The sequence below is a fragment of the Thioalkalivibrio paradoxus ARh 1 genome, assembly GCF_000227685.2.
GTDB lineage: Bacteria > Pseudomonadota > Gammaproteobacteria > Ectothiorhodospirales > Ectothiorhodospiraceae > Thioalkalivibrio > Thioalkalivibrio paradoxus.
Window position 1 is genome coordinate 3,162,107 of sequence record NZ_CP007029.1, and the last position, 15,990, is coordinate 3,178,096.

Annotated in this window: 22 protein-coding genes; 15 read left to right on the plus strand and 7 right to left on the minus strand. The window is 68.3% G+C overall.

What is annotated here, in order from left to right:
* Window positions 1–119: 119 nt before the first annotated feature.
* The 15 genes from THITH_RS14175 (at window position 120) to THITH_RS14240 (ending at window position 10,737) form a co-directional block, all read left to right on the plus strand.
* The gene (locus tag THITH_RS14175; protein WP_006747159.1) at window positions 120–1,091 is read left to right on the plus strand and encodes a calcium/sodium antiporter; all 972 of its coding nucleotides are present in this window, start codon (window positions 120–122) and stop codon (window positions 1,089–1,091) included.
* On the plus strand, window positions 1,088–2,068 hold the full coding sequence (locus THITH_RS14180; RefSeq protein ID WP_006747158.1) for a KpsF/GutQ family sugar-phosphate isomerase: 981 nt from the start codon (window positions 1,088–1,090) through the stop codon (window positions 2,066–2,068). The genes THITH_RS14175 and THITH_RS14180 overlap by 4 nt, the downstream gene beginning before the upstream one ends.
* Window positions 2,068–2,607 carry a KdsC family phosphatase gene (locus THITH_RS14185; RefSeq protein WP_006747157.1) on the plus strand — a complete coding sequence of 180 codons (540 nt, stop codon included), beginning with the start codon at window positions 2,068–2,070 and terminating at the stop codon, window positions 2,605–2,607. Before THITH_RS14180 ends, THITH_RS14185 begins: the two co-directional genes overlap by 1 nt.
* A complete protein-coding gene (gene lptC / locus THITH_RS14190) occupies window positions 2,588–3,148 on the plus strand; it encodes an LPS export ABC transporter periplasmic protein LptC (RefSeq protein WP_006747156.1) in 561 nt (186 codons plus the stop codon). Before THITH_RS14185 ends, lptC begins: the two co-directional genes overlap by 20 nt.
* Before the next feature lie 11 nt (window positions 3,149–3,159).
* Entirely contained in the window at window positions 3,160–3,675 is a 516-nt protein-coding gene (gene lptA, locus THITH_RS14195; protein ID WP_006747155.1) for a lipopolysaccharide transport periplasmic protein LptA, read from the plus strand.
* Window positions 3,672–4,457 carry an LPS export ABC transporter ATP-binding protein gene (gene lptB, locus THITH_RS14200; RefSeq protein ID WP_006747154.1) on the plus strand — a complete coding sequence of 262 codons (786 nt, stop codon included), beginning with the start codon at window positions 3,672–3,674 and terminating at the stop codon, window positions 4,455–4,457. The genes lptA and lptB overlap by 4 nt, the downstream gene beginning before the upstream one ends.
* 76 nt (window positions 4,458–4,533) lie before the next feature.
* Complete coding sequence (locus tag THITH_RS19405; protein ID WP_084222675.1) at window positions 4,534–4,725, plus strand: hypothetical protein; 192 nt, start codon at window positions 4,534–4,536, stop codon at window positions 4,723–4,725.
* 119 nt (window positions 4,726–4,844) lie between these two features.
* Window positions 4,845–6,269 carry an RNA polymerase factor sigma-54 gene (locus THITH_RS14205; RefSeq protein WP_006747153.1) on the plus strand — a complete coding sequence of 475 codons (1,425 nt, stop codon included), beginning with the start codon at window positions 4,845–4,847 and terminating at the stop codon, window positions 6,267–6,269.
* Window positions 6,270–6,302: 33 nt separating this feature from the next.
* Window positions 6,303–6,632, plus strand: coding sequence for a ribosome hibernation-promoting factor, HPF/YfiA family (gene hpf, locus THITH_RS14210; protein ID WP_006747152.1), 330 nt, complete (start codon window positions 6,303–6,305; stop codon window positions 6,630–6,632).
* A gap of 3 nt (window positions 6,633–6,635) precedes the next feature.
* Window positions 6,636–7,109, plus strand: a complete 474-nt coding sequence (locus THITH_RS14215; protein ID WP_006747151.1) for a PTS sugar transporter subunit IIA — start codon at window positions 6,636–6,638, stop codon at window positions 7,107–7,109.
* Entirely contained in the window at window positions 7,099–8,058 is a 960-nt protein-coding gene (gene hprK / locus THITH_RS14220; RefSeq protein ID WP_006747150.1) for an HPr(Ser) kinase/phosphatase, read from the plus strand. The genes THITH_RS14215 and hprK overlap by 11 nt, the downstream gene beginning before the upstream one ends.
* Before the next feature lie 2 nt (window positions 8,059–8,060).
* Window positions 8,061–8,942, plus strand: coding sequence for an RNase adapter RapZ (rapZ, locus tag THITH_RS14225; RefSeq protein ID WP_025367590.1), 882 nt, complete (start codon window positions 8,061–8,063; stop codon window positions 8,940–8,942).
* 4 nt (window positions 8,943–8,946) lie between these two features.
* The gene (locus THITH_RS14230; protein WP_006747148.1) at window positions 8,947–9,372 is read left to right on the plus strand and encodes a PTS sugar transporter subunit IIA; all 426 of its coding nucleotides are present in this window, start codon (window positions 8,947–8,949) and stop codon (window positions 9,370–9,372) included.
* Window positions 9,344–9,616: an HPr family phosphocarrier protein gene (locus THITH_RS14235; RefSeq protein WP_006747147.1), complete on the plus strand. Its 273-nt coding sequence runs from the start codon at window positions 9,344–9,346 to the stop codon at window positions 9,614–9,616. Before THITH_RS14230 ends, THITH_RS14235 begins: the two co-directional genes overlap by 29 nt.
* A 53-nt stretch (window positions 9,617–9,669) precedes the next feature.
* Complete coding sequence (locus THITH_RS14240) at window positions 9,670–10,737, plus strand: hypothetical protein (RefSeq protein ID WP_025367591.1); 1,068 nt, start codon at window positions 9,670–9,672, stop codon at window positions 10,735–10,737.
* Here the strand turns inward: THITH_RS14240 and THITH_RS14245 are convergent.
* From THITH_RS14245 to THITH_RS14275, 7 genes are read right to left on the minus strand one after another with little or no spacing between them, the layout of a single operon-like run.
* Window positions 10,685–11,623, minus strand: coding sequence for an AEC family transporter (locus THITH_RS14245; RefSeq protein WP_006747145.1), 939 nt, complete (start codon window positions 11,621–11,623; stop codon window positions 10,685–10,687). The two genes, THITH_RS14240 and THITH_RS14245, sit on opposite strands and share 53 nt — an antisense overlap.
* A gap of 40 nt (window positions 11,624–11,663) precedes the next feature.
* Window positions 11,664–12,047 (minus strand): thioredoxin, encoded by a 384-nt coding sequence (gene trxA / locus THITH_RS14250; protein WP_006747144.1) that lies wholly within the window; start codon window positions 12,045–12,047, stop codon window positions 11,664–11,666.
* 52 nt (window positions 12,048–12,099) lie between these two features.
* A complete protein-coding gene (locus THITH_RS14255; RefSeq protein ID WP_006747143.1) occupies window positions 12,100–12,684 on the minus strand; it encodes an LON peptidase substrate-binding domain-containing protein in 585 nt (194 codons plus the stop codon).
* Complete coding sequence (locus THITH_RS14260; RefSeq protein ID WP_006747142.1) at window positions 12,681–13,310, minus strand: flavin prenyltransferase UbiX; 630 nt, start codon at window positions 13,308–13,310, stop codon at window positions 12,681–12,683. The genes THITH_RS14255 and THITH_RS14260 overlap by 4 nt, the downstream gene beginning before the upstream one ends.
* Window positions 13,297–14,676, minus strand: a complete 1,380-nt coding sequence (gene mpl / locus THITH_RS14265; protein ID WP_006747141.1) for a UDP-N-acetylmuramate:L-alanyl-gamma-D-glutamyl-meso-diaminopimelate ligase — start codon at window positions 14,674–14,676, stop codon at window positions 13,297–13,299. Before mpl ends, THITH_RS14260 begins: the two co-directional genes overlap by 14 nt.
* Complete coding sequence (locus THITH_RS14270; RefSeq protein ID WP_006747140.1) at window positions 14,673–15,197, minus strand: hypothetical protein; 525 nt, start codon at window positions 15,195–15,197, stop codon at window positions 14,673–14,675. Before THITH_RS14270 ends, mpl begins: the two co-directional genes overlap by 4 nt.
* Window positions 15,194–15,988, minus strand: coding sequence for an MlaA family lipoprotein (locus THITH_RS14275; RefSeq protein ID WP_006747139.1), 795 nt, complete (start codon window positions 15,986–15,988; stop codon window positions 15,194–15,196). Before THITH_RS14275 ends, THITH_RS14270 begins: the two co-directional genes overlap by 4 nt.
* Between the last annotated feature and the right edge of the window lie 2 nt (window positions 15,989–15,990).

Genomic DNA, 15,990 nt, shown 5'->3' on the forward strand with positions numbered 1-15,990 from the left:
TCGCGGGATGGTAGCCATCCCGCTGCCCGCGTGAAACCCCACCGCGGCCGCAGCGGCAGGACGGGTCCATGGGCCCGGCAGTACACTCGTGGCAACGTTCCCTACGGAGCATCGAAGCGATGTGGCTTGCCGCTCTCGCCGCTACCGCGGGTCTCGCGGCACTGACGTTCGGCGCCGACCGCCTGGTCCTGGGTGCGTCGGCACTGGCGCGCGGGCTGGGCGTCACCCCGCTGCTGATCGGCCTGACCATCGTCGCATTCGGCACTTCCGCACCCGAAGTCGTGGTGTCGATCGTCGCCGCCCTGCAGGGCAACCCGGCTCTGGCCGTGGGCAACGCAATCGGCTCGAATATCGCCAACATCGGCCTGGTACTCGGCGCCACCGCACTGATCGCACCGCTGGTGGTGGCGTCGGGGATCCTGCGCCGGGAGTTCCCGATCCTGCTGGGCGTGACCCTGCTCGGCCTGGCATTGCTGCTGGACGGCTTTCTGGGGCGGATCGACGGGTTGATCCTGCTGGCCGGGCTGGTCGCACTCACCGCCTGGCTGATCGCCGAGGGGCTGCGCGGACGCAAGCATCCCGACCGCCTGAGCGCCGATGTCGAGGCGGCCATGCCGGCGCCGATGAGCCCGGTCCGGGCCGTCGCGTGGCTGGCTGTCGGCCTGGTACTGCTGCTCGCGGGCAGCCGCTCCCTGGTCTGGGGCGCCGTCGAGCTGGCCGCAGGGCTCGGTGTCAGCGACCTGGTGATCGGCCTGACGATCGTGGCCATCGGTACCAGCCTGCCCGAACTCGCAACCTCGGTGGTCGCGGCCTGGAAGGGCGAGACGGAACTGGCGATCGGGAACGTGATCGGTTCCAACCTGTTCAATCTGCTGTGCGTGCTCGCGATTCCCGGGCTGCTGGCACCGTCGGCGGTGGAAATGAGCGTGCTGATGCGGGATTATCCCGTGATGCTCGGGATGACCGTGCTGCTCCTGCTGCTGGCAGTGAGCCTGCGCGGGCCGCACCGCGTGCAACGCTGGGAAGGCGCGCTGCTGCTGGGGCTGTTCGCCGGCTACCTGATCCTGATCGGCTGGAGTGCCGTCACATGACGCTGGACCCCGAAAACACGCGCAAGCTCGCACTGGCCGTGATCGAGACGGAAGCCGGGGCCGTGGCGGCCCTCGCCAACCGCATCGACGCGACCTTCCTGGCCGCCTGCGAGCACATCCTCGCCTGCCGCGGCCGCGTGGTGGTCACCGGAATGGGCAAGTCGGGCCACATCGGGGGCAAGCTCGCGGCCACTTTCGCCTCCACCGGCACCCCCGCGTTTTTCGTACATCCCGGAGAGGCCAGCCACGGGGACCTCGGCATGATCACCCGGGACGACGCGGTGATCGCGCTGTCCCACTCCGGCGAGACCGACGAGATCCTGACCATCCTGCCGCTGATCCGGCGCCTCGGGGTGCCGCTGATCGCGCTCACCGGGAACCCCAGGTCGCGGCTGGCGACCGAGGCGACCGTACATCTGGACATCAGCGTCGAACGCGAAGCCTGCCCGCTGGGTCTGGCGCCGACCTCCAGCACCACCGCGACGCTGGCGATGGGCGATGCGCTGGCGGTCGCGGTACTCGACGCACGCGGCTTCACCGCCGACGATTTCGCACGTTCCCATCCCGGGGGCCGACTCGGGCGGCGGCTGCTGATCCACGTCGGGGACATCATGCGCACCGGCGACGCGATCCCGCGCATTCACGCGGGCGCGCTGCTGCGCGACGCCCTGCTCGAGATCTCGCACAAGGGCCTGGGAATGGTCGTGATCTGCAGCGACGACGGCCGCATCGAAGGCGTATTCACCGACGGCGACCTGCGCCGAACGCTGGACCGCGGCCTCGACCTGCACCGCCTGACCGTCGGCGAGGTGATGACGCACAACGGCTGCACGGCCCGTCCCGAATGGCTGGCGGCAGAGGCATTGCAGCTCATGGAGAGCCGCCGGATCAATGCCTTGCCAGTGGTCGACCACGAACAGCAACGCCTGGTAGGAGCAATCAACATGCACGATCTGCTGCGCGCGGGGGTGGCGTGATGCCACTGCCCCCGGAAACCCTGAAGGAGTATCAACGCCGGATCCGCCTGCTGATCCTGGACGTGGACGGTGTGCTGACCGACGGCAGCCTGTTCCTCGGTGATGCGGGCGAGGAGTACAAGGCGTTCAACAGCCGCGACGGCCACGGCATCCGCATGGCGCAACAAGGCGGCCTCGAACTCGCGATCCTGACGGGCCGAAGCTCCGAGGTCGTGCTGCACCGGATGCGGGATCTTGGCGTGGAGCACATCCTGCAGGGTCGCCGGAACAAGGGCGAGGCGCTGGCCGAACTGCTCGCTCAGAGCGGGCACCAGCCCGAACACGCCGCCTTTGTGGGCGACGACGTCGTCGACCTGCCGGCGATGCGGCGAGTGTCGCTCGGAATTGCGGTCGCCGACGCCCATCCGTTGGTGCTGGAACGCGCCCACTGGGTCACCACTGCACCAGGCGGGCGCGGCGCGGTACGCGAGATCTGCGAACAACTGCTGGCCGCCAGGGGCAGCCTGGAGACGATCCTCGATGCCTACCTCCGGCACTGAGCCGCGTCGGGGTTTCCGCGTCTGGATCCCCGGTGCCGCGGCGCTGGCGCTGCTGGCCGCAGCCCCCGCCCCGCTGGCGCTGGAACCCGGCGTGCAGCTGGAGATCTCCGGTTTCGTGCTGCGGGTCACCGACGAACGCGGCGAGATCACCCACGTACTGGAAGGCGAGCGCCTGCAGCAATTCGACGAGCTGGGTCTGCAGCGCGCCGAGGATCCGCGCCTGGAATTCCTGACCGACGGCCATATCGACTGGGTCTGGACCGCGCCCGCCGCGGTACACTACCCGGCCGCGCACCGGCTGGTATTGCTCGGTACCACGGAGGGTGTCCGGTTGCCGAGTCCGGAGCAGCCGCAAACCGAGATCACCAGCGCCGATGTAACCATCGTGACCGACACCCGCGAGGTGTTCACCGATGCGCGGGCGACACTGGTCCGTCCGGGCCTGGTCATGACCGGCGTCGGGATGCACGCCGACGTCGCGGCCGATCTGATCGAACTGCGGAGCGAGGTCGAAACGGTCTATGCTCCGGAAAACCCCTAGAACATGCGACGATGAACAACACCCGCACTGCACCCCGGCCCGTTGCCGGCGCCGCAATCGCCCTGCTGGGCCTGGCGCTGGGCGCCACCCCGGCAACCCTGGCCGCCCAGACGCTGGAAGACCTGCCGGTCCGGATCAGTGCCGACCGCGCGGAGATGGATGACCGGCGCGGCGTCGGCACCTACAGCGGCAACGTCGAGGTCATCCGCGGCAATCTGACACTGCACGCCGACCGCATCGTGATCCATGCACCCGAGCGGCGCCCGGTACGGATGGAAGCCGAGGGCAAACCGGTCCGCGCCGAATCGCCCGACCCCGCCGGGCAGCCGCGGGTGGCCACCGCCAACCGGATGGAATACACCTTCGACGACCAGATTCTGGTGCTTCGGGACGACGCGCGGGTGCAGACCGCGACCGAGGACGCCACCGGCGAGCGCATCACCTACGACCTCGCCCAGGACATCATCGGGATCGAGGGCAGCGAGGCGCGCAGGGTACACATCACGATTCTCCCGCGTCCGGAATGAATGCAGCGACTGGGACCGCCGCGCCCCGAACGCCCCCCTGCCCGGCGAGCGCGGCCGACGCCTGCCTGACCGGCAGCGGCCTGACCAAGCGCTACGGCAAGCGCACGGTGCTGTCCGAGGTGGACGTGCACCTGCGTCATGGCGAGGTGGTCGGGCTGCTGGGGCCGAACGGTGCCGGCAAGACCACCTGTTTCTATATCCTGGTCGGACTGATCCAGCCGGATGCGGGCCGGATCGAACTTGCGGGGCGTGACGTGACCCGGGCCCCGGTGCACCTGCGCGCCCGGCTCGGCCTCGGCTACCTGCCGCAGGAGGCGTCCATATTCCGGCGCCTGACGGTCTGGCAGAACCTGCAGGCGGTGCTCGAACTGCGCCGCGATCTGGACCGGGCCGGCCGGCGCGAGACCGGCGATGCGCTGATCGAGGAATTCCAGCTCGAAACGGTCCGCGACAGCCCCGGCATCGCGTTGTCGGGCGGCGAACGCCGGCGCGCCGAAATTGCCCGGGCTCTGGCCGGCAACCCGCAGTTCGTCTGCCTCGACGAGCCGTTTGCCGGCGTGGATCCGATCTCCGTAGTCGAAATCCAGGACGTGATCGGACACCTGAAACAGCGGGGCATCGGGGTGCTGATCTCGGATCACAACGTCCGCGAGACGCTGGGAATCTGCGACCGCGCCTACATCCTCAGCGAGGGGCGCCTGCTCAGCGAGGGCACCCCCGCCGAACTCCTCGCCGACCACCGGGTGCGCACCGTCTACCTGGGCGAACACTTTCGCCTGTAGCGGCACCCCGGGGCGTGGACGCCAGCAGGATTCCCGGCCCGCGGCCCGCGGCCCGCGGCCCGCGGCCCGCGTTAGCGTGAAAGTCACGGCCTGTCTCGTGTCCCGGGCGACCCGTAGGGCGGAAAAGCGCAGCGTCATCCGCCACTCGGCGTTCGCAGTGCCCAGGCGCCCGCGGCAATCCGGGCGCCGGATGGCGGATGACGGCCTTCGGCCTCTTCCGCCCTACGCCTCTTTCATCATCGGGGGTGCCTCACCCCCGATGGCATGACAGTTAGGCCGGCACGCACGACCCGTGCGGACCCGTGCCGGCGGCAGGAGGCTGCAAAAGCGCGGGCACAGGCAGTACCATGAAGCCATGAACACCGAAACACCCTGCCACACCGCCGCATGCTGAAGTCATCGCTGAACCTCCAGCTGGGTCAGACCCTGACCATGACGCCCCAGCTGCAACAGGCGATCCGGCTGCTGCAACTCTCGACGCTGGAACTGCAACTGGAGGTGCAACAGGCACTGGAAAGCAATCCGATGCTGGAGCTTGCCGAGGACGCCACCACCGGCGACGGCGCGCCGGAGACCGAGACCGCCCCCGGCCCCGAGACCGAGGCACCCGCGCCGGACCAGGCCGGCGAACACGAGTCCTGGGACAGCGCCGACTACGGAGGCAACTCCGGACAGCGAAATGACCCCGACGATCGGGATCCGTTCGAGAACCAGGCGGGCGCGGGCGGCGGCCTGCACGAACATCTGCTGTGGCAGCTGCACCTGAGCCCGCTGAACGATGCCGACCGCAGAATCGGCGCGGCGCTGATCGACAGCATCAACGCCGACGGCTACCTCGAGACCGACCTCGAGAGCCTGCAGGAAACGCTGGGAGGCGAAACCGAGGTCGGCATCGACGAGATCGAGGCTGTCCTGCATTGGATCCAGCAATGCGACCCGCTCGGCGTCGGTGCCCGCAACCTGCGCGAATGCCTGCTGATTCAGCTGCACAGCCTCCCGCCGGAAACTCCCGAACGCGACGCCGCGCTGCGGGTGGCAGAACACGGAATGGACCACTTGGCCCGGCACGACTTCAAGGGCTTGCAACGCGAACTCGGTCTGACCGAGGCGGAGTTGGCCCGGGCCCTGGAACGGATCCGCACGCTGAATCCGCGGCCCGGCAGCCAGATCAGCGACCAGCCCCCGGAATACGTGACGCCCGATGTCTACGTGCGCCGGGACAGTGGCGGCTGGCGCGTGGACCTGAACCCCGAGATCGCGCCCCGGATCCGGATCAACAGCCTGTACGCCGGGATGGTGCGCCGGGTCAGCGACGCGCGCGATAGCGCGTTCATGCGCAACCAGCTGCAGGAGGCGCGCTGGTTCCTGAAAAGCCTGCACAGCCGCAACGACACACTGCTGCGAGTGGCCCGTGCGATTGTCGAGCGCCAGACCGGGTTCCTGGAACAGGGCGACGTGGCGATGCAGCCGCTGATTCTGCGCGACATCGCCGAGGCGCTGGGGATGCATGAATCGACGATCTCCCGGGTCACCACGCAGAAGTACATGCATACACCGCGCGGAGTGTTCGAATTCAAGTACTTCTTCTCGAGCCACGTCGGCACCCGCGATGGCGGCGAATGTTCGGCCACCGCGATCCGTGCGATGATCCGTAAACTGATCAGCGAGGAACCCCCCGATCGCCCGATGAGCGATTCGAGACTGGCCCAGGTCCTGTCGGACCGGGGCATCAACGTGGCCCGGCGTACCGTGGCCAAGTACCGCGAGGCAATGAACCTGCCGCCGTCGAGTGAACGGCGGCAGCTCGTCTAGCACTCGCGTTCCACCCATGAAAGGAGTGTGAGTATGCAAATCAACCTGACCGGTCATCACGTCGACATCACGAACGCCCTGCGTGACTACGTCGAGGACAAGTTCCAGCGCCTCGAGCGCCATTTCGATCAGGTCATCGACATCCATGTCGTGCTCACCGTGGAGAAGAATCACAACAAGGCCGAGGCGAATCTTCAGGTCAGCGGCAACCAGATCCATGCCGATGCGACGCATGACGACATGTACGCGGCGATCGATGGCCTGATCGACAAGACCGACCGGCAGCTGATCAAGCACAAGGAGAAGCTAAAGGACCACCATCGCGCCGAAGGCGCGTTGCGCAACCGCCAGCAAACCGCCTGAGCGATGCGGCTCGCCGACCTCGTGACCCTGGAGCGCGTCCAGATCGAGCCGACGGTCTCGAGCAAGAAACGGGCGTTGGAGACCCTGGGCGAACTGCTGGCCGGGGCTGACGGCGAGTCGGCTGCCGGGCCGGCCCCTCACCTCGTGTTCGATGCTTTGTCGGCGAGGGAACGGCTCGGGTCCACTGGCCTCGGCCATGGGGTAGCCATCCCCCATGGCCGGATGGCGCAACTCGACACCCCCCGGGTCGCGGTGCTGCGGGTCGACCAGGGAGTGGACTTCGACGCGATCGATCATGAACCCGTCGACATCCTGATTGCGCTGGTCGTCCCGGAAGCGTCGACCAGCGATCACCTCGAACTGCTGGCCCAGCTTGCGCGGGCGCTGTCCCAGCCCGACAACATCGCCGCGATGCGCCGCGCGGTCGATCCTCCCGGACTCCAGCAGGCTGCGACCGCAGCCTTCCATGATGCCTGACAGGCTCACCCTGGCCGACCTGGTCGCGTCTCTCGGACCGCGGATGGGGCTCACCTACGTGCACGGGGAGAAGGAAGCGGCGAATCGCGTCCTGCCCGGCACGACCGACAGCGACCTGCCGCTGGCGGGCCACCTGAACCTGATCCGGCCCAACCGGATCCAGGTCATCGGCGACCGCGAGGCCGCCTACATCGAAACCCTGGGGCCCACCGAGCACGAGAAGCTGATCCAGGATCTCGCGGCGACCGGCACTGCCGCGGTCATCTTTGCCGAGGGCACCTGTCCGTTCGAGCAGCTGCCCGCGCAATGCCCGCACCCACTGCCGGTGATCCTGTGCACGGGTTCGGGCAGCCATGAAGTGATCGGGCTGCTGCGCTATTTCCTGCAGCAGCGCCTCGCCCGCTCCGCGGTGCGCCACGGCGTGTTCATGGAAATCCTGGGAGCCGGTGTGCTGATCTCCGGGGATTCCAGCGTGGGCAAGAGCGAGGTCGCGCTGGAACTGGTCAGCCGCGGGCACCGCTTGATCGCCGACGATGCCCCCGAGTTTGCGCGCATCGCTCCGGACATCATTCGGGGCACCTGCCCGCCGCTGCTGCGCGATCTGCTCGAGGTGCGCGGCCTGGGCGTGCTGAACATCCGCGCGATGTACGGTGACTCCTCGATCAAGCGCGGCAAGTACCTGCGCCTGATCATCGACCTGCGCGATCGCGACCGCCCCCCACCGGTTCCCGACGACCGCCTGACCGGCTGCCGCGGCGAGGTCGAGGTGCTGGGCCTGCGCATCCCGCTGGTCAGCCTTCCGATCGCACCCGGGCGCAATATTGCGGTGATGATCGAGGCCGCGGTGCGCGCGCACCTGCTGCACCTGCAGGGCTACGTCGCCGGCGACGACCTGCGCAACCGGCAGCGTCTGCAGATGCAGAACGCACGGTCGGAGCCGGCGCGATGAACATGCGCCTGCTGCTCGTCAGCGGACTCTCGGGTTCCGGGAAAACCGTCGCGCTGAATACGCTCGAGGACGCCGGCTTCTTCTGCGTCGACAACCTGCCGCTGGCTTTGCTGGACGCCTTGATTCAGGAACTGCGCGACAGCACCCACCGCAACGAAGGCTGCATCGCGGTGGGCGTGGACGTGCGCAGCGGCCTGCATGCCCTGGGCGGGCTGGCGGCAACGCTGGACCGCCTGCGCACCGCCGGGGTACAGGTCGAAGTCGTGTTCCTGCAATCCTCCGACGAGGTACTGCTACGACGCTATCACCATACGCGCAGGCGGCACCCGCTGGCGCGCAAGGGCCTGCCGCTGGTCGAGGCAATCGCAATGGAGCGCAACTGGCTCGGGCATATCGCGGCGCTGGCGGACCTGACGATCGACAGCAGCCGGATGTCGATGCACGACCTCGCGCGGACTGTGCGCAACCGTGTGGCCTCCGAGCGCCGCGAGCGACTGTCGCTGCTATTCCAGTCCTTCGGCTTCAAGAACGGATCTCCGGTGGATTCCGATTTCGTGTTCGACGTGCGCTGCCTGCCCAATCCCTACTACGAGCCGGGCCTGCGCGAGTTCACCGGTCTCGAGGCGCCGGTGGCCGGGTTTCTGCAGGCGCATCCGGAGGTCGACGCGATGTTCGACAGCATTCAGTCGCACCTGCAGCAGTGGCTCCCTCGTTTTCTTGACGACCACCGGAACTACCTGACCGTGTCGATCGGCTGCACCGGTGGCCGGCACCGGTCGGTCTATCTGGTCGACCGACTGGCCAAGGCGTGGCAAAGCGCCGACAATGTCACGGTGAGCACCCGTCACCGGGAGCTCGACGCACCCCTTACGGACGCGGAGTAACGCGATGGCCGTTGGCCTGATGTTGATCACGCACCAGCATCTCGGAGACACACTGCTGCAGACCGCGCGCAGCATGCTCGGAGAGTTGCCCCGGGCCTGCGAGGCGCTCGCGATGTCCCAGAACGACGACCCGGACATGATCGAGGAACGCGCCCGGGCGCGGCTGCGCGGCCTGGATCATGGCGACGGCGTGCTGATCATGACCGACATGTTCGGCTCGACCCCTGCAAACATCGCCGGCCGATTGGCCCGCGAGCCCAACCGGCGGGTGATCGCGGGCGTCAACCTGCCGATGCTGGTGCGAGTGCTCAATTACCGCAGCCTGCCGCTGACCGAACTCGTGAACAAGGCGATCAGCGGGGGCCACGACGGTATTCTCCTCTGCGACCAGGAATGCTCGGATGCCGCGGCGCGCGGTTCCCATCGTTAACCGTCTCGGCATGCACGCGCGCGCCGCGGCGAAGTTCGTCGGCCTCGCCAGCCGCTACGAGGCCGACGTGTTCGTATCCCGCAACGACCGCGAGGTGAACGGCAAGAGCATCATGGGGGTGATGATGCTGGCCGCCGCACAGGGCAGCGAGATCGAGATCCGCACCGGCGGCGCATCCGACGCCGACGCGGCGCTGGATGCGCTCAGCGAACTCGTCGCCAACCGCTTCGGCGAGGACAGCTAGCCGCGCCGGTGCCCGTGGTCCGAGTAGATTCGATGCCCTGGATGAAGCGAACCATGGCCACGGCAACCCGCGCGCGGGCCGGTCTGCGGTGCCGCATGCTGTGCCTGACCTTGCTGTGGGTGTTGCCGCAGCCAGCGCTTGCGCAGGTACTGGAACGGCCGGCAACCGGAACGGCTCCGGTCGTCACGGTGATCGACGACTTCGAAACCGGCGTCAACGACTGGTGGCCACCGGCACACACCGGCAACCTTGCCGGCGTGCTTCGCGACGCCGAAGGCCGGCCCGCGGCCTGGCGCGACCATGACCGCTCGCTGGAAAATCCGCGGAGCGGCCGTACCGGCGCGCTGCGCCTTTCGTTCCAGTGGGATCCGGCCATTCGGTTCACGGAACCGGCCCCGGGTGGTGCCGCCAGCCATCTGGTACGGCTACACCTGCCGCCGGAGAAGGCCAACACCCCGTCCCGAAGGTTCGGACCCGGCCAGGCCCTCGAGGTGCTCGTCCATGGCGACGGCTCAGGCAACCGCTTTCGCATCGTGGTGCGCGACGGTAACGCCGAGCTCGAGGGCTCGCCGTGGATTACGGTGCACTGGACCGGCTGGCGCAGAATCATCTGGGATCTCGACCGCGGGCCGGTGATCGGCTGGGTGAACGGCGACGGGGTGCTCGACGGCCAGCATTTCCATTTCGACAGCATCCTGGTTACCCGCGACGAAGCCGGCACCGCTCGCCAAGGCACGCTGTATTTCGATGACCTGCGCGTGATCGCGGCCAGCGGCGTCGCCGCGCAAGCCGAAACGCCGGCGCCGGTCCGCGGGGGCGATGGGGCCGAACCGGCGCGCGAGATTTCCGAACGCCAGGCACTGCAGGGGGTACCCCAGCCCGGCGCGGCACTGGAACCGCGCGACGCACCCTGGCCGGACGAAGTCCGGGAACCCAGGGATGCCACCGATCACGCGGATACGCCGGTACTGCCACCGCGATGGCGGCGGGGGCGCGTCGAGTCGGGACGGCCGCGGCGACACGACGGGTGCCGGCACGGGCACGGCGTCTGCCGGGGGCGACGGGCGGCTACTGCAGCGCCGGAAGCGTCTGCAACAATGCATACCACAGCGGCAGGCTGACCAGCGAAAGCGCGGTGGTCAACGTCACCGCGGCCGCATAAAGCCCCGTATCGAGACCGAAACGGTCACAGAACACGATGCCGAGCACCATCGCCGGCATCGCCGCCTCGAGTACCGTGCCGACCCCCGGCACCCCCTGCATTCCCAGCGCGAGGACCAGGCCGAGCGCGACCAGCGGTGCCGCCAGCAACTGGATCACCGCGACCACGGCCAACGCCCGCCCGGCGCTCGCCCGGAAACGATCGAAGACCAGCGCCAGCCCGAGCGAGAACAGCATCAGCGGGGTGACCGCATGCCCGAGAAACCCGAGCCAGCCATCGAGCCAGTCGGGCATCGGAACGCCCCCGACGTTGAACGTAACCGCCAGGATCGCGGCCCAGATCGAGGGCACCGCGAACAGCCCGCGCAGCGGGCCGACCACCGGCTCGTCGCCTTGGGTTCCGAAGTGGCGCGCGATCAGCACACCGACGGTCAGCAACAGCGGCAGCGCGCCGAACAGGTCGTACTGGATCGCGACGGCCCTGCCGGCCTCGCCGAACAGACGGTCGAGGATCGGCAAGCCGAGATAGACCGCATTCGGCCACGCGGCCGCGAGCAACATCGCGCCGAGCGTCGCCCGGCTCGGCGCACACAGCCGGCAGGCGAGCGCGGTCAGCCCGAGTGCGGCGATCACCGTCAGGCCCGCGACCGCGGCGATCTTCAGTGAAACCAGCCCCAGCGGCGCAGTCCAGAGAACCTTCAGGACCAGCGCGGGGAGCAACAGGTAGTAGACCAGCGTGGTGAGGACACGCCGGGTCTCGTCCGCGTGGAGCCCTCCTGGCCGGATCTGGCGCCAGGCAACACCACAGGCGATCAGCGCCCCCATCTGCGTCATCACGCCGAGCATGATGGGGGCGCCTGCTATCGCCTTCGGGGGCTACCGGAAGTCAGGCACCCCCGTTGCCGGCCGCCTGCTGCTGCCGCCGGATGTCCTCGTGCACCTGCGCCATATCCAGCTCGCGTGCCTTGCCGAGCACATCTTCGAGCTGGGTTGCGCTGAGCATTCCGGGCTGCGAGAAGATGATCACCTGTTCGCGGAAGATCATCAGCGTCGGAATCGAGCGGATCTGGAACGCGCCGGCCAGCGCCTGTTGCTCCTCGGTATTGACCTTCGCGAACACGACGTCCGGGTAGTTGTCCGAGGCCGCCTCGAAGATCGGCGCGAACGAACGGCAGGGGGCACACCACGGCGCCCAGAAATCGACGATGACGATATCGTTCCCGGTTACGGTGGATTCGAAGTTTTCCTGGGTGAGTTCCTGGACGGCCATGCGAAGCTCCTGTTGAAGTTAGTGCGGACGATACCAGCAGACACCCGCGATGTCAGGGATCCGGTGCTGCGAGCATGGCTGCGCGCAGCCGCCGCAGGCGCTCGAGCGGATCGTCCTGTTCCAGCAGCGACTGCTTGGTGTCGAGTCCCAGCGGCAACAGCTCGATCAGGCGTCCGGCCACCCAGGCCGAATCCTGCAGCCGGCGTTCGAGGTGAGACCAGGGTGTTCCGAGCTGATCGAGCAGCCGCTCGAGCAAGCCCGCCAGCGACGCGTACTCGAGCGGCAGATCCAGCGCAGGCCATTCGGGGACCGGTTCGATGTCGCCGACGATCAGCCCGTCGGGCCGCCGCTGGTAATCCAGGATCCGCACCCGCTCGCGACCACAGGCGAGAATGCCGAGCAATCCGTCCGGACGCTGCTCCCAGTCGATGATCTCGGCACGGGTACCGAGGGCCGCGAACTCCACGGCCGGCGACGTCTCGCTGCCCTGCCCGATCCGAACCACCACGAAGCCGCCACCGTCGCCGCGCATACACTCCCGCACCATGTCGATATAGCGTGTCTCGAAAATGCGCAGCGGCAGCAGCCCATCGGGAAACAGCACGGTATTGAGCGGGAAAACGGGCAGGGTCTTCATGCGTCCTCCGCCGCCGGTGGCGGTCCGCCCCAACGCGGCACGAGATCGTGGGCAACGCCGAGATGGTCCAGGATCCGGGCCACCATGAAGTCCACGAGGTCATCCAGCGTCCGTGGACGATGATAAAAGGCGGGATTGGCGGGCATGATCACCGCGCCCATCCGGGCCAACTGCAGCATGTTGCGCAGATGCACCTCGGAAAAGGGCGTCTCGCGCACCACCAGCACGAGCTGCCGGCGTTCCTTCAGCACCACGTCGGCAGCGCGCTCGATCAGGCTGCGCGACGCGCCGGTCGCCACCGCCGACAGCGTCGCGGTGGAACAGGGGCAGACGACCATCGCTCTCGGTACCGCCGATCCGCTGGCGACCGGAGCCGTCCACTGCTCCGGGCCGTAACAGCGGATCTGCCCGTCCGTGGCGCCGAAGCGGTCCTGGAAATAGCGCGCGATCTCCGCCGGTCGGCCAGGGACCGAGAGGTCGGTCTCCAGACCCAGCACCACCTGCGCGGGCCGCGACAGCATCAGGTGCACGCCGGTTCCCGCCTGCACCAGACACTCCAGCAGGCGGATCCCGTACTGGGCGCCCGAGGCCCCGGTCAGCGCCAGCGCGACTTCATCGGCCGCCATCCCATTTCTCCCGCAGCTGCTGCAGCAGGGCGTCGTGGAATCCACCGAAGCCCCCGTTGCTCATGACCACCACCGAATCGCCCGGGCGCGCCCCGGCCGCCACCGCCGCCACGAGTTCCGGAACCCGCGCGCCGATCACCAGGCGCTCGCCCAGTTCGCCGCGCAGCCGCCGCGGCGACCAGTCGAGCGTCTCCGGCCACAGCAGGTACACCCCGTCGGCCTGCGCCAGCGAGGCGCCCAGCGTATCCGCATGCACGCCCATGCGCATGGTATTGGACCGGGGTTCCAGCGCAACCAGCAGCCGCCCGCCTCCGCCCGCTGCCCGCAGCCCGGCCAGCGTCAGCCGGATCGCGGTCGGGTGATGGGCGAAGTCGTCGATCACGCGGATCCCGGCGACCTCGCCGCGCAGTTCCTGCCGCCGCCGCACCCCGGTGAAACCGGCGAGCAGCGCCACGCCCTGCTCCAGCGCGACGCCGGCGTGCCGGGCCGCCCCCAACGCGGCCAGCGCATTCGCGACGTTGTGTTCCCCGGAAAGCGCCCAGCGCACCTCGCCCACCGGGCGCCCGCGCTCCAGCACCTCGAACGACGACGCCTGCGCATCGAGCGGACGGGCACCCAGATCCGGCGCGGAGCCGCCGCCGAAGCGCTGCACCGGCGTCCAGCAGCCCTGCTCGAGCACCTGCTCGAGCGCCGGGTCGCCGGCGTTGGCCAGGACCAGGCCCTGACCCGGGACGGTGCGCAACAGATGGTGGAACTGGCGCTGGATCGCCGCCAGATCGGGGTAGATGTCCGCGTGATCGTACTCCAGGTTGTTCAGCACCAGCGTCCGCGGACGGTAGTGCACGAACTTCGCGCGTTTGTCGAAGAACGCGCAGTCGTACTCGTCGGCTTCGATCACGAAGAACGGGCCGGAACCCAGCCGCGCGGACACCCCGAAATCTCGGGGCACCCCGCCGATCAGGAAGCCCGGGTCGAAGCCGGCCCGGTCGAGCAGGAAGGCGAGCATGCTCGACGTCGTCGTCTTCCCGTGCGTGCCCGCAACCGCCAGCACCCAGCGGCCCTGCAGAATCCGTTCGGCCAGCCACTGCGGCCCCGACGTGTACGCCAGCCCGCGATCCAGCATCGCCTCGACGACGGGCATCCCCCGCCGCATCACGTTCCCCACGACGATCCGGGTATCGCCGGGGAGGTCCTCGGGCCGATAGCCCTCGCGAAACGGGATGCCGGCCTGCCGCAACTGGCCATCCATCGGCGGGTACAGATTCTCGTCGACCCCGGATACCGGTATCCCCGCGGCCGCCGCCAGTTGGGCCAACCCGCCCATGAACGTGCCGCCGATCCCCAACACATGAATCGGGCCACTCATGCGCTGGCGATCCCGAGCGCAAACTGGGTGACCACGCTGGAGAGAATCAGGAAACCAAGCGCGATCGCGACCCCGGTCATGCGCGACCCCAGGTTCAACGCCTGCTGCAGGATGTGGCCGAAAACCAGCAACAGCCAGACCACCAGCGCCAGGTAGGCCACCATCCCCGCGGGCGATACCTGCTCGGCCTCGAAATCGGGGGGAAACAGCCAGAGCAGGCCACTCATCACCAGCCCCAGCAGCGCGCTGACGCCCACCATCGCGGTATAGGTCTGCAGCCAGCGGCCGGTAAGACCCTGGAGGCCCAGCACGGTCAGCACGAACAGGTAGAGCAGTGCGAGATCCAGCGCGCTCAGAAACACGCTGGCGGGGAAGCCATGCAGCGGCGCCGCGACGAGGATACCGGAGACGATCGAGGCCCCCATCCAGAACACCAGCACCCCATGGTCTGACGGCAGGTTCTGCGGGCCGCCGCGCAGGCGCAGGATGTCCAGCATCGGCGCCAGGGTTGCCAGGCTCATTGCGTGGGATGCTCCCGTTCCAGTGCCTCCAGCATTTCCAGTTCCTCGAGGGCGTCGAGTTCATCGAGCCAGGCGTCGTCGTTGTCGATCTCGCCGTCGCGGACCAGGAATTCCCGGCGCTGCAGCCAGAAGTCGCGCAACGCCACGTAACGGTCGTCGGAGATCGTCGCCAGCACCGCCTCGGTGGAAAGCAGCCCTGCCCGCACATGCACCAGGTCGAGCGCTGCGAGCGCGAGCACCGTGTCCGGATGATCCGAATACACAAACCGGGCAGGGTGCGTGTAAACGTCGACCACCCGCGCCGGTGCGTCGCGAACGGTGCTGGGCCCCAGGAACGGAATCTGCAGATAGGGACCCGCGGGCACCCCCCAGTGCCCCAGCGTCTGGCCGAAGTCCTCGTTGTTCTTGGCCAGGCCCATCGGGCTGGCGACATCGAACACCCCGAACACCCCGAACGTGGTGTTGAACATCAGGCGCGACGCATCGGACGCGGCATTGTGAAACTTGCCCTGCAGCAGGCTGTTGAACAGCACCACCACGTCGCCGAGATTCGAGAAAAAGTTTCCGACGCCGCTGCGCACCGGCTGGGGTAGTTCCTGGTAGGTCTCCGCGGCTGGCTTCAGCACGGTCCGGTCGAAACCGTCATTGAACGCAAACATCGCGCGGTTGTAGCGTTCGAACGGATCGGAAGGATGCCGGTCCTCGGCCGGGACGCTGGCACAGCCGGCCAGCGCCGCGCCGAGCAGCACCGCCGCAGCGAGAACGGGAGAACGGTGCAATACTGGCTTCATGG

What these genes read in the sequence shown, in the direction of transcription:
- lptC (WP_006747156.1), top strand. Translation starts at nt 2,588, where the DNA reads ATGCCTACCTCCGGCACTGAGCCGCGTCGGGGTTTCCGCGTCTGGATC.
- THITH_RS14205 (WP_006747153.1), top strand. Translation starts at nt 4,845, where the DNA reads ATGCTGAAGTCATCGCTGAACCTCCAGCTGGGTCAGACCCTGACCATG.
- THITH_RS14270 (WP_006747140.1), bottom strand. Translation starts at nt 15,197, where the DNA reads ATGAGCCTGGCAACCCTGGCGCCGATGCTGGACATCCTGCGCCTGCGC.
- THITH_RS14245 (WP_006747145.1), bottom strand. Translation starts at nt 11,623, where the DNA reads ATGCTCGGCGTGATGACGCAGATGGGGGCGCTGATCGCCTGTGGTGTT.
- THITH_RS14240 (WP_025367591.1), top strand. Translation starts at nt 9,670, where the DNA reads ATGGCCACGGCAACCCGCGCGCGGGCCGGTCTGCGGTGCCGCATGCTG.
- lptB (WP_006747154.1), top strand. Translation starts at nt 3,672, where the DNA reads ATGAATGCAGCGACTGGGACCGCCGCGCCCCGAACGCCCCCCTGCCCG.
- THITH_RS14260 (WP_006747142.1), bottom strand. Translation starts at nt 13,310, where the DNA reads ATGGCGGCCGATGAAGTCGCGCTGGCGCTGACCGGGGCCTCGGGCGCC.
- lptA (WP_006747155.1), top strand. Translation starts at nt 3,160, where the DNA reads ATGAACAACACCCGCACTGCACCCCGGCCCGTTGCCGGCGCCGCAATC.
- THITH_RS14180 (WP_006747158.1), top strand. Translation starts at nt 1,088, where the DNA reads ATGACGCTGGACCCCGAAAACACGCGCAAGCTCGCACTGGCCGTGATC.
- THITH_RS14215 (WP_006747151.1), top strand. Translation starts at nt 6,636, where the DNA reads ATGCGGCTCGCCGACCTCGTGACCCTGGAGCGCGTCCAGATCGAGCCG.
- THITH_RS14175 (WP_006747159.1), top strand. Translation starts at nt 120, where the DNA reads ATGTGGCTTGCCGCTCTCGCCGCTACCGCGGGTCTCGCGGCACTGACG.
- mpl (WP_006747141.1), bottom strand. Translation starts at nt 14,676, where the DNA reads ATGAGTGGCCCGATTCATGTGTTGGGGATCGGCGGCACGTTCATGGGC.
- THITH_RS14185 (WP_006747157.1), top strand. Translation starts at nt 2,068, where the DNA reads ATGCCACTGCCCCCGGAAACCCTGAAGGAGTATCAACGCCGGATCCGC.
- rapZ (WP_025367590.1), top strand. Translation starts at nt 8,061, where the DNA reads ATGCGCCTGCTGCTCGTCAGCGGACTCTCGGGTTCCGGGAAAACCGTC.
- THITH_RS14230 (WP_006747148.1), top strand. Translation starts at nt 8,947, where the DNA reads ATGGCCGTTGGCCTGATGTTGATCACGCACCAGCATCTCGGAGACACA.
- trxA (WP_006747144.1), bottom strand. Translation starts at nt 12,047, where the DNA reads ATGGCCGTCCAGGAACTCACCCAGGAAAACTTCGAATCCACCGTAACC.
- hpf (WP_006747152.1), top strand. Translation starts at nt 6,303, where the DNA reads ATGCAAATCAACCTGACCGGTCATCACGTCGACATCACGAACGCCCTG.
- THITH_RS14255 (WP_006747143.1), bottom strand. Translation starts at nt 12,684, where the DNA reads ATGAAGACCCTGCCCGTTTTCCCGCTCAATACCGTGCTGTTTCCCGAT.
- THITH_RS14235 (WP_006747147.1), top strand. Translation starts at nt 9,344, where the DNA reads ATGCCGCGGCGCGCGGTTCCCATCGTTAACCGTCTCGGCATGCACGCG.
- hprK (WP_006747150.1), top strand. Translation starts at nt 7,099, where the DNA reads ATGATGCCTGACAGGCTCACCCTGGCCGACCTGGTCGCGTCTCTCGGA.
- THITH_RS14275 (WP_006747139.1), bottom strand. Translation starts at nt 15,988, where the DNA reads ATGAAGCCAGTATTGCACCGTTCTCCCGTTCTCGCTGCGGCGGTGCTG.